Source organism: Paraburkholderia kirstenboschensis, assembly GCF_032806925.1.
Classification (GTDB): domain Bacteria; phylum Pseudomonadota; class Gammaproteobacteria; order Burkholderiales; family Burkholderiaceae; genus Paraburkholderia; species Paraburkholderia kirstenboschensis.
The window spans coordinates 1,702,857-1,716,516 of sequence record NZ_CP136512.1; the positions used below are offsets into that span (position 1 = coordinate 1,702,857).

12 protein-coding genes are annotated in these 13,660 nt (G+C 60.0%); 9 read left to right on the forward strand and 3 right to left on the reverse strand.

The features are described from left to right. Positions 1–81 precede the first annotated feature (81 nt). From RW095_RS16435 to rpoD, 3 genes are all read left to right on the forward strand, one after another. Positions 82–528 (forward strand): GatB/YqeY domain-containing protein, encoded by a 447-nt coding sequence (locus RW095_RS16435; RefSeq protein WP_027802972.1) that lies wholly within the window; start codon positions 82–84, stop codon positions 526–528. Between the two features lie 75 nt (positions 529–603). After that, the gene (gene dnaG / locus RW095_RS16440; protein WP_317016985.1) at positions 604–2,472 is read left to right on the forward strand and encodes a DNA primase; all 1,869 of its coding nucleotides are present in this window, start codon (positions 604–606) and stop codon (positions 2,470–2,472) included. A gap of 92 nt (positions 2,473–2,564) precedes the next feature. After that, a complete protein-coding gene (gene rpoD, locus RW095_RS16445; protein WP_317016986.1) occupies positions 2,565–4,976 on the forward strand; it encodes an RNA polymerase sigma factor RpoD in 2,412 nt (803 codons plus the stop codon). A gap of 639 nt (positions 4,977–5,615) precedes the next feature. Here rpoD and RW095_RS16450 read toward each other — a convergent pair. Further along, positions 5,616–6,401: a MetQ/NlpA family ABC transporter substrate-binding protein gene (locus RW095_RS16450; protein ID WP_317019867.1), complete on the reverse strand. Its 786-nt coding sequence runs from the start codon at positions 6,399–6,401 to the stop codon at positions 5,616–5,618. Positions 6,402–6,777: 376 nt separating this feature from the next. Here RW095_RS16450 and RW095_RS16455 point away from each other — a divergent pair, with 376 nt between their 5' ends. Then, complete coding sequence (locus RW095_RS16455; RefSeq protein ID WP_317016988.1) at positions 6,778–8,142, forward strand: LLM class flavin-dependent oxidoreductase; 1,365 nt, start codon at positions 6,778–6,780, stop codon at positions 8,140–8,142. Positions 8,143–8,415: 273 nt separating this feature from the next. Further along, a complete protein-coding gene (locus tag RW095_RS16460) occupies positions 8,416–8,871 on the forward strand; it encodes an MEKHLA domain-containing protein (RefSeq protein ID WP_317016989.1) in 456 nt (151 codons plus the stop codon). Between the two features lie 15 nt (positions 8,872–8,886). On the opposite strand, the gene RW095_RS16465 is transcribed toward RW095_RS16460, so the two are convergent. Then, positions 8,887–9,789 (reverse strand): LysR family transcriptional regulator, encoded by a 903-nt coding sequence (locus tag RW095_RS16465; RefSeq protein WP_317016991.1) that lies wholly within the window; start codon positions 9,787–9,789, stop codon positions 8,887–8,889. A gap of 429 nt (positions 9,790–10,218) precedes the next feature. Here RW095_RS16465 and RW095_RS16470 point away from each other — a divergent pair, with 429 nt between their 5' ends. The 4 genes from RW095_RS16470 to ppnP all read left to right on the forward strand — a co-directional run bounded on the left by RW095_RS16470 (position 10,219) and on the right by ppnP (position 12,775). After that, a complete protein-coding gene (locus RW095_RS16470; RefSeq protein ID WP_317016992.1) occupies positions 10,219–10,569 on the forward strand; it encodes a DUF4148 domain-containing protein in 351 nt (116 codons plus the stop codon). Positions 10,570–10,722: 153 nt separating this feature from the next. Then, positions 10,723–11,448: an alpha/beta hydrolase gene (locus tag RW095_RS16475; protein WP_394365153.1), complete on the forward strand. Its 726-nt coding sequence runs from the start codon at positions 10,723–10,725 to the stop codon at positions 11,446–11,448. A gap of 143 nt (positions 11,449–11,591) precedes the next feature. After that, positions 11,592–12,296 (forward strand): hypothetical protein, encoded by a 705-nt coding sequence (locus tag RW095_RS16480; RefSeq protein ID WP_317016995.1) that lies wholly within the window; start codon positions 11,592–11,594, stop codon positions 12,294–12,296. Between the two features lie 158 nt (positions 12,297–12,454). Continuing rightward, a complete protein-coding gene (gene ppnP / locus RW095_RS16485) occupies positions 12,455–12,775 on the forward strand; it encodes a pyrimidine/purine nucleoside phosphorylase (protein WP_317016997.1) in 321 nt (106 codons plus the stop codon). A 156-nt stretch (positions 12,776–12,931) separates the two neighbouring features. Here the strand turns inward: ppnP and RW095_RS16490 are convergent, their stop codons facing one another. Further along, positions 12,932–13,636: a succinate dehydrogenase iron-sulfur subunit gene (locus RW095_RS16490; RefSeq protein WP_134963614.1), complete on the reverse strand. Its 705-nt coding sequence runs from the start codon at positions 13,634–13,636 to the stop codon at positions 12,932–12,934. Positions 13,637–13,660 lie beyond the last annotated feature (24 nt).

A 13,660-nucleotide genomic window follows, 5' to 3' on the forward strand; every position in this document is an offset into this window, starting at 1 on the left:
CCCAAGCGGGTATTCGTGTTGGTGCATGTCGATGCAGTCCACTCGGCCGGTTTTTCAATCTTCAACGCATTCAGGTGAGTGATGAGCCTCAAGGACCGGATCAACGACGATATGAAAGCCGCCATGCGGGCACGTGAAACGGAGCGTCTCGGCACGATTCGCCTGTTGCTCGCCGCGATCAAGCAACGTGAGGTCGACGAGCGCGTGACGCTCGACGACACGGCGATCACTGCCGTGATCGACAAGATGATCAAGCAGCGTAAAGACTCGATCAGCCAGTTCGAAGGCGCCGGCCGCACGGACCTCGCCGACAAGGAAAAGGCCGAGTTGGCTATTCTGTCGGCGTACATGCCCGAGCAGATGTCCGAGGCGGAAATAGTCGCCGAAGTGCAGGCCGCGGTCGCGCAAACCGGTGCGGCCGGCCCGCAGGACATGGGCAAGGTGATGGGCGTGCTGAAGCCGAAGCTCGCCGGGCGTGCCGACATGACGGCCGTTTCCGCGCAAGTCAAAGCTGCGCTCGCCAAGTAAACCGCGCGTTATGGCCCGCGCGGCCGCCATGGGCGGCGCGCGCGGTATCGAGCTCCTAAGCTGGCGTCATTTACCGTGATCCCTCCGTCATTCCTGCAGGATCTGCTCAACCGCGTCGATATCGTCGACGTGGTGGGGCGGTATGTGCAGTTGAAGAAGGGCGGCGCGAACTTCATGGGGCTTTGTCCGTTTCATAACGAGAAAAGCCCTTCGTTCACGGTGAGCCCGACCAAGCAGTTTTATCACTGCTTCGGCTGCGGCGCTCATGGAACGGCAATCGGTTTCCTGATGGAGCACGTCGGCGCGTCGTTCCCCGAGGCGGTCAACGAACTGGCGCAATCCGTCGGGTTGACGGTGCCGAACGAGCCTTCGCCCGGCTATGGAGGCGGCGGTTCGGGCGGCTATGCACCGGCGGCCTCCAAGGCAGTTACCACCGCGCTTTCCGACGTCATGCAGACGGCTTGCGACTACTACCGCAAGCAATTGCGCGGCGCGCCTGTCGCGATTCAATATCTGAAGAAACGCGGCTTGACCGGCGAGGTCGCCGCCCGCTTCGGGCTGGGCTACGCGCCGGACGGCTGGCAGAACCTGGAAGCGGCTTTTCCGAACTATCGCGACGATTCCCTGGTCGAATCGGGTCTGGTGATCGTTAGCGAGAAATCGGACGCGCAGGGCCAGAATCGCCGCTATGACCGCTTTCGCGAGCGGATCATGTTCCCGATACGCAATGTGAAGGGACAGGTAATCGGCTTCGGCGGCCGGGTGCTGGACGGCGGCGAGCCGAAGTATTTGAATTCGCCGGAAACGCCTCTATTTAACAAGGGCAGCGAGTTGTACGGGCTCTTCGAGGCCCGTCTCGCGATTCGGGAACAGCACTACGTGCTGGTCGTCGAAGGTTATATGGATGTGGTCGCGCTGGCTCAATTGGGATTTCAGAACGCGGTCGCCACGCTCGGCACAGCCTGCACACCGATTCATGTGCAGAAATTGATGCGCCAGACCGACACGGTCATCTTCAGTTTCGACGGCGATTCAGCGGGCCGGCGCGCCGCGCGCCGGGCATTGGACGCCTGTTTGCCGCACGCGGCTGACAACCGGACCATTCGCTTCCTGTTTCTGCCGGCGGAACACGACCCGGACAGCTACGTCCGCGAGTTTGGCACCGAGGCGTTCGCCGACCAGGTGGAACGCGCCATGCCGCTCTCGCAGTTCATGCTCAACGAGGTGCTCGCCGGCAAGGAGCTGGACCAGCCGGAAGGCCGTGCGCGCGCGCTGTTCGACGCGAAGCCGCTGTTGCAGGCGCTGCCGGCCAATGCGCTGCGCGCGCAGATCATGCATATGTTCGCCGACCGGCTGGACGTGCCGTTCGACGAGGTCGCCGCGCTCTGTGAGGTCGACTCGCGCATCGCGGCGGCGGCGCGTTCGGCGCCGGCTCGTAAGGACCGGCGCAGCGTGACCGGCATCGAAGAGAAGACGCTGCGCAATCTTGTGATGTATCCGCGCACGGTCGCGGTGCTCGACGAGGAAGCCGAACAGGCGCTTGTCACCGTGACGCGGCATGGCGAACTGTTCGAAGAAGTGACGACGCATGCGCGCGCACTCGGCGATTCGGCGGAGTTTCAATTGCTCTCCGACCTATTGCGAAACGGCGCAAACGCCCCAACTTTCGAGGAAATCTTTCGCAAAATTCTGGACTATGATGAAAATGTCCGGGATTTGTTGCTGAAGGACCCGGAAGATGCGACCGTCATAGAAGAGCGGCGCGAGCAGGAGAGAATCGTCGGGGAGGAGCTGAAAGCGGCGATTCTGAAGATGCGATACGACGCTTATTGCGATCGTCTCGATCAGCTTTCACGACAATCCCGGCACACGCCGGAAGAGTTCGCGGAGCTTGCGGAACTCAATCGGAAGCGGGCTGACATGAAGCGCCAGCTTGGCTTGTAGCGGGAAGCGCAGAAACCTGAGTGGTATAATAAAAGGTTTCCAGCGGTTTGTTTTTCAAAGGGTTTTCCTAGCAAAGGCGAAAAGGCGATGCGATGGCAAAGACTACAGGCGGAAAGAACACACCCGGCCCACGCTCCAGGGAGCAGACCACAAAAGTCACTTCGGCCAGGTTAGATTCTTCCGCCAGGAAAGCGTCTGCCGTTAGCGTTACACCGGCTGCCGGGAAGAAGTCTTCGACCACCTTGGCCGCGCGAGCGGAGCCGGCGGGGGTCGTAAAGGCGGTCGCGAAGGCGGCGAAAACTGTACCACCTCCGGCCGCGAAACGACCGGGTGTCAGAAGCGCAAGGGAAGCGGCTGTCGCGCAGGACGATGCGGCAGTGCGCGAGACTCCAGTATCCACGGTTCAACCGGCTGTTGTCCACCAGCCGCGAGTCGAGACTACAGCCGGTACGGCGAACTCCATGACGAAAAAGCTGAATGAAGTACCCGTCGATGACGACGCAACCCAGAGCGAAGAAACCCCTGTGGCCGCTTCCGGCAAAGTGGAAAAGGCCAAGGCTCGCGACCGTCGTGCCAAGGAAAAGGCGCTCCTGAAAGACGCGTTCTCTTCGTCGGCGCCCGGCACGGTGGAGGAACTCGAGGAGCGCCGTTCCAAATTGCGCGCGCTCATCAAGCTCGGCAAGGAGCGCGGTTTCCTCACGTACGCTGAAATCAACGATCACCTGCCGGACAACTTCACCGAGACCGAGGCGATCGAAGGCATCATCAGCACGTTCAACGACATGGGCGTGGCTGTGTACGAGCAGGCGCCCGACGCCGAAACGCTGCTGCTGAACGACAACGCGCCCGCCGCTTCGTCAGACGACGAAGTCGAGGAAGAAGCCGAAGTTGCGCTTTCCACCGTCGACTCGGAATTCGGCCGCACGACCGACCCGGTGCGCATGTACATGCGTGAAATGGGTACGGTCGAACTGCTCACGCGCGAAGGCGAAATTGAAATCGCGAAGCGGATCGAAGACGGCCTGAAGCACATGGTGATGGCCATTTCCGCGTGTCCGACTACGATCGCCGACATTCTGGCCATGGCAGAGCGCGTCGCGAACGAGGAAATCCGCATCGACGAACTGGTCGACGGCCTGATCGACGCCGACGCTGAAGACGCGGACGGCTTCTCCGTGCAGGAAGCGGAAGCGATCGAAAGCGAGGACGAGGAAGCAGAGGAAGAAGCCGAAGAGGACGAGGAAGAAGACGACGGCACCGCGCAGGCCACGGCCAACGCAGCGCAAATGGAAGCGCTCAAGCGTGCGTCGCTCGAAAAATTCGCCCTGATCAGCGAATGGTTCGACAAGATGCGTCGCGCGTTCGAGAAGGAAGGCTACAAGTCGAAGTCGTACCTGAAGGCGCAGGAAACCATCCAGAACGAGCTGATGACGATCCGCTTCACCGCCCGTACTGTCGAGCGTTTGTGCGACACGCTGCGTGCGCAGGTGGACGAGGTGCGCCAGGTCGAGCGTCAGATTCTGCATACGGTGGTCGACAAGTGCGGCATGCCGCGTGCGGAATTCATCGCGCGTTTTCCGGGTAGCGAAACGGACCTCGAGTGGGCTGACAAGATCGTCAGCGAAGGTCATGCGTATAGCGCGATCCTCACGCGGAATATTCCGGCCATTCGCGAGCAGCAACAACGTCTGCTGGATCTGCAGGCGCGTGTGGTGCTGCCGCTGAAGGACCTGAAGGAAACCAACCGTCAGATGGCGGCCGGCGAACTGAAGGCGCGCCAGGCGAAGCGCGAAATGACCGAGGCGAATCTGCGTCTCGTGATCTCGATTGCGAAGAAGTACACGAACCGCGGTTTGCAGTTCCTCGACCTGATTCAGGAAGGCAACATTGGCCTGATGAAGGCGGTGGACAAGTTCGAATATCGTCGTGGCTACAAGTTTTCCACGTACGCAACGTGGTGGATCCGTCAGGCCATTACACGTTCGATCGCGGACCAGGCGCGCACGATCCGTATTCCGGTTCACATGATCGAAACGATCAACAAGATGAACCGCATCTCGCGTCAGATTCTGCAGGAAACCGGCCTCGAGCCGGATCCGGCAACGCTGGCCGAGAAGATGGAAATGCCGGAAGACAAGATCCGCAAGATCATGAAGATCGCGAAAGAGCCGATCTCGATGGAAACGCCGATCGGTGACGACGACGATTCGCATCTGGGCGACTTTATCGAAGATACGAACACCGTGGCGCCGGCAGACGCCGCGTTGCACGCGAGTATGCGCGACGTCGTGAAAGACGTGCTCGATTCGCTGACGCCGCGTGAAGCGAAGGTGCTGCGCATGCGTTTCGGTATCGAGATGAGCACCGATCACACGCTCGAAGAGGTCGGCAAGCAGTTCGACGTCACGCGTGAGCGGATCCGTCAGATCGAGGCAAAGGCGCTGCGTAAGCTGCGTCATCCGAGCCGTTCGGACAAGCTCAAGTCGTTCCTTGAGGGGAACTGATCGACAGGTTGGCCGGCGTGGTTAGTCGGAAATGACGTAGCCGCTAGTAAGCAGCAGTTTGAAGGGGTCTCCCAGTTGTTCCGTAAAAGCGGAGCGGTTGCGGAGGCCCCTTTTTCGTGTAGTATGGCGGCCAATCGACGAACAGGCCGCGCAACATCCTGTACGTTGATAGCTTCAGATACGGTAAAATCTCGAGTTCTCAGGGCCTCTAGCTCATGCTTGGTTAGAGCAGCGGACTTAGCAAAGACTCACCTAAACCACGCAGCACGGCATGGTGAGTCATGAATGGGTTGCCTTGGGGTAAGTTAGCTCTGCCCCTTGGTAGAACTGCTCAAATTCGGGGAAACCTCTGCTGTTCTCGCAGCGTGGCAATCCCGAGCGAAGCTCTCTTTGAGAGAACGTGTAGAGACTGAACGGGCAGGTCGTAAAGACAAGAGACAGTCCAGACCACAAACCCGAAAGGGGCGGCGAAAGCCGTAGCTGGTTAGCATAATCCGTTGGTGCCGTGTTCGACTCACGGGAGGCCCACCAAACATTTGAAAGCCACCCTTCATGGGTGGCTTTTTCTTTGCGTCGAACGTTCTGGTTTTTTAGGGCGCCTCGTGTGTCGGTACAATCGCAAGCGCTTCTCGCGCCCCCTTATCGGTTGAAGTAGTCCGGCATCCGAAAGCCGTCATAGAAACGGTTGCCCAGAATCGCATTGCGGAATTCCTGCGACTGGTACGCCGTGACAATGTCGGTTATCGCGCGCGAATTGCGGTTTGCTGCCTTCACCACCACCTGGTTTACATACGGCGAGGTCATCTGCTCGAGCGCGAGCGCATCCGATAGCTTGTGACCGCTCGCGATCGCAAAGTTGCCCTGGATTGCCGCGTAGTCGACATCTTCGAGCGCGCGCGGGGCCTGTGCCGATTCGAGCGGCACAATCCGGATGCCCGCCGGATTTGCAATGACGTCGTGCTCGGTCAAGTCCACCGGATTTGGGTTCGGACGAATGCGTATCCAGCCGATGTTCTGCAAGATCTTCAGCGCCCGCTCCAGGTTCACCGGATCGTTTGGGACAGCGACAGTCGTGCCGTGCTTAACGTCGGCAAGCGTGCGGTGCTTTGTCGAATAGAGCCCCATTGGCGGCGTCGGCACCTGAACGACGGGAACCAGATCAGTTCGGTTGCGGTCGTTATACGACTTCAGATACACGCTGCGCTGCATCACGTCGGCGGCGATTTCGCCGCTATACACAGCCTGATTCGCTTCGAGGCCCGTGATGAACTCCACGTAACGCACCGTGTAGCCCTTGCGGACCAGTTGCGGCTCGACGCCCTGACGGAACTCGTCTGCGTACGGTCCCGGTACGAAGCCAATGTGTATCGTCTGCTGCGGTTTTGCTGCGGGACTGTCGGCGGCCTGAGCGACCTGAACAGACATCGACGTTGCGCACGCCGCCGTGACGGCAAGACGCTTGAATAGAGCGAGGGTTGGCATGATCGGTTTCCTGTCCTGAAGGGAGAACGCGGAGGACGCCAATTATGGTGACGCGAAAACGCAGGGGTCAAAGAACGAATCCAGCGATCGTTAAGCGCGCAGGCGTGATTTGCTTCGTCATCCATCAGGCAGAGACGCGGCGGTGCGCTGGCGCGTAATTGCACTCACGTGAATAACGTAAGCGCAAATCGGTTGTTATCGGTAAGCGGTACGGTTTCTATACTCGGATGCTTGACCTGTCGACATATCCGCAGTCACGCGCGCGGTCTTGCAGCCGCAGAATTCGAAACGTTAACATAACTAACGAATCAGGAAAGTCATGAGCGAACGCAACGGACAACTGCACCTCGGCGCTTTTCTTTACCCGACGGGACATCACATCGCCGCCTGGCGTCATCCCGACTCACACGCGGGCGCAGGTAGCGATTTCCGGCATTACGTGAGGCTCGCGCGAGCCGCCGAGGCAGCGAAGTTCGACCTGATCTTTCTTGCCGATGGCGCGGGCACGCGCGGGGATAATGTCGACTTTCTTAGCCGCACCGCGCATAGCTACGTCGCGCAGTTCGAGCCGCTTACGCTGCTGTCGGCACTCGCTGCAGTGACGGAGCGCATCGGTCTGGTAGGCACGGCATCAACGACGTTCAACGAGCCGTATCACATCGCACGCAAATTCGCTTCGCTCGATCACATCAGCGGAGGGCGGGCCGGCTGGAATCTCGTCACATCGTCGAGCGCGCACGAGGCGAAGAACTTCGGCTTCGACGAGCATCTCGCGCATGCCAGGCGCTACGAGCGTGCCGTCGAGTTCGCCGAAGTCGCGGACGGACTGTGGGATAGCTGGGACGACGACGCTTTCTTGCGCGACAAGGATGCGGGTCGCTACTTCGATCCGGAGAAGCGTCATGTGCTGGATCATCGCGGAGAATTCTTCAACGTGCGCGGACCGCTGAACGTGGAGCGCTCGCCCCAGGGCAAGCCCGTCGTCGTGCAGGCGGGTTCGTCAGACGCGGGCAAGGCGCTCGCGGCGCGCACGGCGGAGGTCATCTTCACGGCGCAGCAGACGCTGGCCGACGCGGTCGAGTTCTATGCAGACGTGAAAGGACGCATGGCCCAATACGGTCGTGAACCGGACGATCTGAAGATCATGCCGGGCGTAATGCCGATTGTCGGCAAGACAGAGAACGAGGCACGCGAGAAGTTCGATATGCTGCAGTCGCTGATCGATCCTGCCGTAGGGCTCGCGCTCGTATCGACGCTGACGGGAGGCTTCGATCTATCCGGCTATCCGCTCAACGGTCCCATTCCCGAGTTGCCGGAGACGAACGCGAGCAAGAGCCGTCAGTCGCTCACGATCGAACTCGCGCGTAGAGAGAATCTGACGATTCGCGAACTGTATCTGCGCGTTGCGGGCGCGCGCGGGCACTGGCAATTGGTCGGCACCGCGGAACAGATTGTCGACGCGCTCGAGGACCGCTTTGTCAACTACGGCGCAGACGGTTATAACGTGATGCCCGCGCTGCTGCCCGGTAGTCTTGATGATTTCATTGCACTAGTCCTGCCCGAGCTTCGGCGGCGCGGTCTCTTCCGCAGCGAATACGAGGGACGCACGCTGCGCGAAAACCTTGGATTGAGGCGGCCGGTCTCGCGATATTACCGCTATCCGCAAGAGACAGCGAGTGCATGACGATGGCACGTCGAATTTGATCGATGCGATTCGATAAGGATAACCAGGCGTTGTGAACAGACTTCACCACGCCAGGGTCTTGCAGCGGCAACAGCGCCGCGATTGCGTCATGCCGCGAGTCCACGGTTCATCGCGTCGTAACTGCTCCATATCTGACCTCGCCCAAGGTTGTATCGCGGACGTGATTTGCGTAAGCTCGCACGTGTAACGACGGGCGGTATTTACATGGTCCCACTGCACTGCTTTTGGGAAACAGATTTGGAGCAACACACTATGTCACTGAAGACGGATGTCGAATTTTTCCGCCTCCTCACGAACAGTTATCGCCGTTTGCTCGGTGAATCGCTGGTGCCCGCGGATATGAGCGACGCCGAGGGCGCTGCATGGCTCTACGTATCGGCGCCTTTTGGCCTTCTCGCGCACGATACGCAGGCCGACCCGGTATTCATCTATGGCAACTCCAAAGCTCAAGCGGTCTTCGGATACGATTGGGACGAGATCACTTCTCTGCGCTCGCGGCTGTCGGCGGAACTTCCGGAACGTGGGGAGCGCCAGGCGTTCCTGGACCAGGTAGCGCGTGACGGTTTCGTCACCGGGTATCGTGGTATTCGCATTACGAAGTCCGGGCAGCGTTTCTGGATCGAGCACGCAACGGTGTGGCAATTGTTCGACGACTCAGGCGTGTTGCGTGGCCAGGCTGCCATGATTCCGCAAGTCGCGCAGTTCTAGATAAACGCGACATTTTCACTTTGCCACGCGGCGATAGCCCGACTTCAGCGCGTCCACGACGAGCTGCACTGCCGTGGACGATTTACGGCGACTTGCGTAATAGACGTGATGCCCCACGAACGTGGGAAACCAGTCTTCGAGAACGAAACTAAGGCGGCCGGCCTTGACGTGTTGTTCGACAAGATCCTTGGGCACGTAAGCGAGTCCGAAGCCCGCGAGCGCCGCGTCGACCATCTGGTAGACGTTATTGAAGGTCAGTTGACCCTCGACCCGAACCTGCAATTCGCGCCGTCCCTTGCTCAGTTCCCACGCGAGCAACGAATCCCTTGTCGGCAGTCGGAGGTTGATGCAACTGTGCAGTGTCAGATCCTGCGGCTTCCTCGCCACGGGCCTTGAGCGAAGGTAGCCGGGCGAGCCGACTATTGCCATCGTCATATCCGGTGCAATCCGCACTGCGATCATGTCCTTGGCCACCTGGTCGCCGAGCCGCACGCCGATGTCGTAGCGATCAGCGACGATGTCCGATAGCCCATAGTCGTTCAGCAGTTCGATTTTCAGCTCCGGGTACTGATGCAGCAGCGTCTGCACCCGCGGCCAGACGTACGTGTTTGCCGCGTAATCGGTCGTCGTGATCCGCACGGTTCCAGCGGGCCGGTCGGTCATCGCACGCAGCGCATCGAGCTCCGCCTCTATCTCTTCGAATCGCGGTCCGATGGATGCCAGCAATCTCTCGCCGGCGTCCGTGGGCGACACGCTGCGCGTGGTGCGCATCAGCAACGGCATGCCCATTCGCTGTTCGAGACCGCGTACTGTGCGGCTCAACGCTGATTGAGAGACACCCAGTTGCGCAGCCGCACGCGTGAAGTTTCGCTCACGTGCCACGGCCATGAAGGCCACCAGATCGTTGAGATCTTCCATACATTGATGCTCCACGGCATAAGACCATGCCGATTCTGCCACTGAGTCGCGGAAACGAACAGGCGTTAGATTATCGTGCGCGGGCTCGCAATCCCGTTCCTTGCGTTTTCCTTTATGCGCTCTTGAGCGCCGCCCGCTAACGCTTCGCCGGGAGGTGAGCGCCGCGGTCGATCGATTTCGAAAAACTTTGGAATAAACGTCGAGGCCTTGTGTTTGCCCCTATGTAGCCAGATGCAAACGCATTAATCCGGAACCCCACGAGAAAGAAGTTCGAAGGAACGAACGCCGACCCGTGACACTGGAAGGTTGGATAGTTAGGAGTCCGATAGTAATTTATGTCCGACGGGAATGATCCTGCCGGTCTGTGCAGAATGATTTGATCCGCGGCTTCCCGCCGCGAACCGTTAACTTAATGAAGGAGTATCAATCATGTCGAAATTGTTCGTAAGTCTCGCTCTCGCCGTTTGCACTCTCGGCGCCCCGGTCCTCAGCTTCGCTCAAAGCAGCGCTCCGGTCACCCGTGCGGAAGTTCGTGCGGATCTCGTGCGGGTCGAGCATGCCGGATATCGGCCCACCAGCGGTGACGATGTGAACTACCCGGCAGATGTCCAGGCAGCGGAAGCAAAGGTCGCGGCACAAAGCGATCAGCAACTGACGATGCAGTCCGTCGGCGGTGTCACACAAAGTGGCAGCTCGGCGTCGGGCGCTCCGTCGCACACCGCGATGCAGTCCGCCTGCGTCGGCCCCGTTAGCTTCTGCAACCTTTACGCCGGTAGTTAAGTGCCGCTAGTCGGGTCCTGTGGACCATGCAGTCGTGCACAGGATCCGAACTCGCTATCCGATCGTTATCAATGGAGTTTCGCCGTGAAAATCTTGCCTTTAGCCGCAACGGTTCTTTCCTTGTCCGCATGCATATTCGCGTCCGCCGGCGCAATGGCGCAGGACGCACAACCCGCCAAAGCGCCGATCCGCAATATCGTTCTTGTTCATGGCGCGTGGGTCGACGGCTCGGGGTGGAGGCCGGTCTATGACATCCTGACCAAAGACGGCTACCACGTCACAATGGTGCAGGAGCCGCTGACTTCGCTCGACGACGACGTGGCCGCAGCGAAGCGGGTCATCGACATGCAGAACGGTCCCACCATTCTGGTTGCGCACAGTTATGGCGGCTCGGTAATCACCGAGGCCGGCGTCGATCCGAAAGTAGCGGGGCTGGTGTACGTCGCGGCTCATGCGCCGGCAGTGGGCGAAGACGAAAGCGATCTCGGCAAGAGAATGCCCAGCTACACGTCGCAGCAGGCAGGCGCCATCAAGAAGACGGACGACGGTTACACGTATCTGAATCCCGCGGATTTCGCGAAAGATTTCGCAGCCGATCTGCCGCTCAAGGAAGCGCAGTTCGAGTCACGCTCGCAGATTCTCACGGCGGCCAAGGTCTTCTCCGCACCGATCACGGTCGCCGCCTGGACCATGAAGCCGAGTTGGGGCATCGTGGCGGCCGACGACAAGATCATCAATCCGGACCTCGAGCGCTTCTACTACCAGCGCGCGCATAGCCATACCACGGTACTGGCGGGTGCAAGCCACTCGGTCTATGAATCGCGTCCCAAGGAAGTGGCCGCGGTGATCGAAGACGCAGCGAAGCATGCGCAGCAATGAAGCGTCAGCGCGCCCGCCACATGCAGTCTCGCCGGTTTCGCGGCGGCATTCACGCGCTTGGCTGTCGCCGCAGCGCGAGCGAACAGCTCACTATCGTTACAATGTGCGGATGATTGGTCCTCCCAATGCATTGAGCGCCACACATGCTGATCTCCTGTTTTTCGAGTGGCGATGCCATCCGCACGCGACGCGTAAGCGACATCGTGCTGTCGAGCATCGTCGACGTGCCCGAGCCACCTCAGCGTGTGCTGGTTGATTGGGAGAGGGAGACGTCGTCGCGCATGGTTCTCGATCCCGGCGATGTCGAAGTCATGCCTTTCGCGCGAACACGTATGCGTTGGCCGGACTACACGCTCTGCGTTCAGGCGATGTCGGACTGGACGCGCTCGCTCGGATTGCCCGGCGTACTCGCCTCCAGCGACGTGGCCTTAATGGCTTGCCGCGGCGCGAGGTATCACCATGACGCCATGCAATATGGCGGCGCGGCGTTCTGCAACTTGTTCCTGAGCGCCGACAAGGGGCTCGACCTTCATTTCGCCTCTACCGGGCAACGCATTCCGTTGACCCGCGGAACGGCCGTGATATTCGACACAGGCCAGCCGCATGGTGTGATCCGACGCGGCAACAGCGGCTTCAACATTGAGGACTTCACGCCGGATCGGGACAGCGTGCAGATATTCTTGACGTGGGAGCTTCCTATCGAAGACGTACATGTCGCACGCGCGCTTCAAATCGAGTTCGACGTTGCGCCTTTGAGCACTTCGCAGCCGGATGAAGAGCAAGTATTGCTGAATGGCGAACCGGTAGTCGTGTGTCCGGATTCGGGGCGCTGGCGTAAGCCTGATTGATGTTCGGCGTCATGCCGATGTCATTGCGCGACGTCTGTATGATGGCGGGTTGCGCCCGACTGAAAGCTTGAGCGGACGGTCGGCGCAGATCGCGCACAGCAGGCTGCCGCAACGCGGCGCCAACGCATCCCTTCACGACGATTCATAGGAAGACCGCCATGACGGCCGCAACGCAATTCGATCAGGTTTCCGTTATCAAACGTGCCAACGTCTATTTCGACGGCAAGTGCGTTTCGCACACCGTTCTGTTCGCGGACGGCACGCGCAAGACGCTGGGCGTGATTTTGCCGGGCACGCTCAACTTCGGAACGGACGCGCCCGAACTGATGGAAGTGCAAGCCGGCCAGTGCCGCATCCGCCTCGTAGGCAGCGACGAGTGGAAAACCTATGGCGCGGGCGAGTCGTTTTCGGTCCCAGGTAAGAGCCGCTTCGACATCGACGTGATCGAAACGCTCGACTACGTTTGCAGCTATCTGTAAGAGCTTGAGCGTGTGCCGCGTCTGACCGCCTTCGAGTTGCGGGCGATCAGACTGTGGCTGCGAGATGTGGGTGGCGCTGGAGTCTCAGAACGAGACCCCAGGGCAAACGCGATGATATGCCGATGACTTCTATCGGAAGTGCTTCAGACAGCGCTTTCAGACAGCGCGGCGCACCATCAATTCCTTGATCTTGCCGATCGCCTTGGTCGGGTTCAGCCCCTTCGGGCAGACGTCGACGCAGTTCATGATCGTGTGGCAGCGGAACAGACGGTACGGGTCTTCCAGATTGTCGAGCCGCTCGCCGGTCGCCTCGTCACGGCTGTCCGCGATGAAACGGTACGCCTGCAACAGACCCGCCGGGCCCACGAACTTGTCCGGATTCCACCAGAAGCTCGGGCACGACGTCGAGCAGCTCGCGCACAGAATGCATTCGTAGAGGCCGTCGAGCTCGTCGCGCTCTTCCGGCGACTGCAGACGCTCCTTCTCCGGCGGCGGCGTGTCGTTGATCAGGTACGGCTTGATCGAGTGATACTGGTTGAAGAACTGCGTGAAGTCGCAGATCAGGTCGCGCACCACCGGCAGCCCCGGCAGCGGTCGCAGCACGATCTTCTGCGGCAGGTCGTTCAGGTTCGTCAGGCACGCCAGACCGTTCTTGCCGTTGATGTTCATCGCGTCCGAACCGCACACGCCTTCACGGCACGAACGGCGGAACGACAGCGTCTCGTCCACAGCCTTCAGCTTGACGAGCGCGTCGAGCAGCATGCGCTCGTGCGAGTCGATCTCGATCTCGTATGACTGCATGCGCGGCGCCGCGTCCTTATCCGGATCGTAGCGGTAGATTTCAAATGTACGCTTGGCCATTTCTGAATTCCCTTGATCTGTGCC

Excerpts from the sequence above, each read along its gene's own strand:
- RW095_RS16435 (WP_027802972.1), top strand. The coding sequence starts at position 82 with ATGAGCCTCAAGGACCGGATCAACGACGATATGAAAGCCGCCATGCGG.
- rpoD (WP_317016986.1), top strand. The coding sequence starts at position 2,565 with ATGGCAAAGACTACAGGCGGAAAGAACACACCCGGCCCACGCTCCAGG.
- RW095_RS16450 (WP_317019867.1), bottom strand. The coding sequence starts at position 6,401 with ATGTCTGTTCAGGTCGCTCAGGCCGCCGACAGTCCCGCAGCAAAACCG.
- RW095_RS16455 (WP_317016988.1), top strand. The coding sequence starts at position 6,778 with ATGAGCGAACGCAACGGACAACTGCACCTCGGCGCTTTTCTTTACCCG.
- RW095_RS16460 (WP_317016989.1), top strand. The coding sequence starts at position 8,416 with ATGTCACTGAAGACGGATGTCGAATTTTTCCGCCTCCTCACGAACAGT.
- RW095_RS16465 (WP_317016991.1), bottom strand. The coding sequence starts at position 9,789 with ATGGAAGATCTCAACGATCTGGTGGCCTTCATGGCCGTGGCACGTGAG.
- RW095_RS16470 (WP_317016992.1), top strand. The coding sequence starts at position 10,219 with ATGTCGAAATTGTTCGTAAGTCTCGCTCTCGCCGTTTGCACTCTCGGC.
- RW095_RS16475 (WP_394365153.1), top strand. The coding sequence starts at position 10,723 with ATGGCGCAGGACGCACAACCCGCCAAAGCGCCGATCCGCAATATCGTT.
- RW095_RS16480 (WP_317016995.1), top strand. The coding sequence starts at position 11,592 with ATGCTGATCTCCTGTTTTTCGAGTGGCGATGCCATCCGCACGCGACGC.
- ppnP (WP_317016997.1), top strand. The coding sequence starts at position 12,455 with ATGACGGCCGCAACGCAATTCGATCAGGTTTCCGTTATCAAACGTGCC.
- RW095_RS16490 (WP_134963614.1), bottom strand. The coding sequence starts at position 13,636 with ATGGCCAAGCGTACATTTGAAATCTACCGCTACGATCCGGATAAGGAC.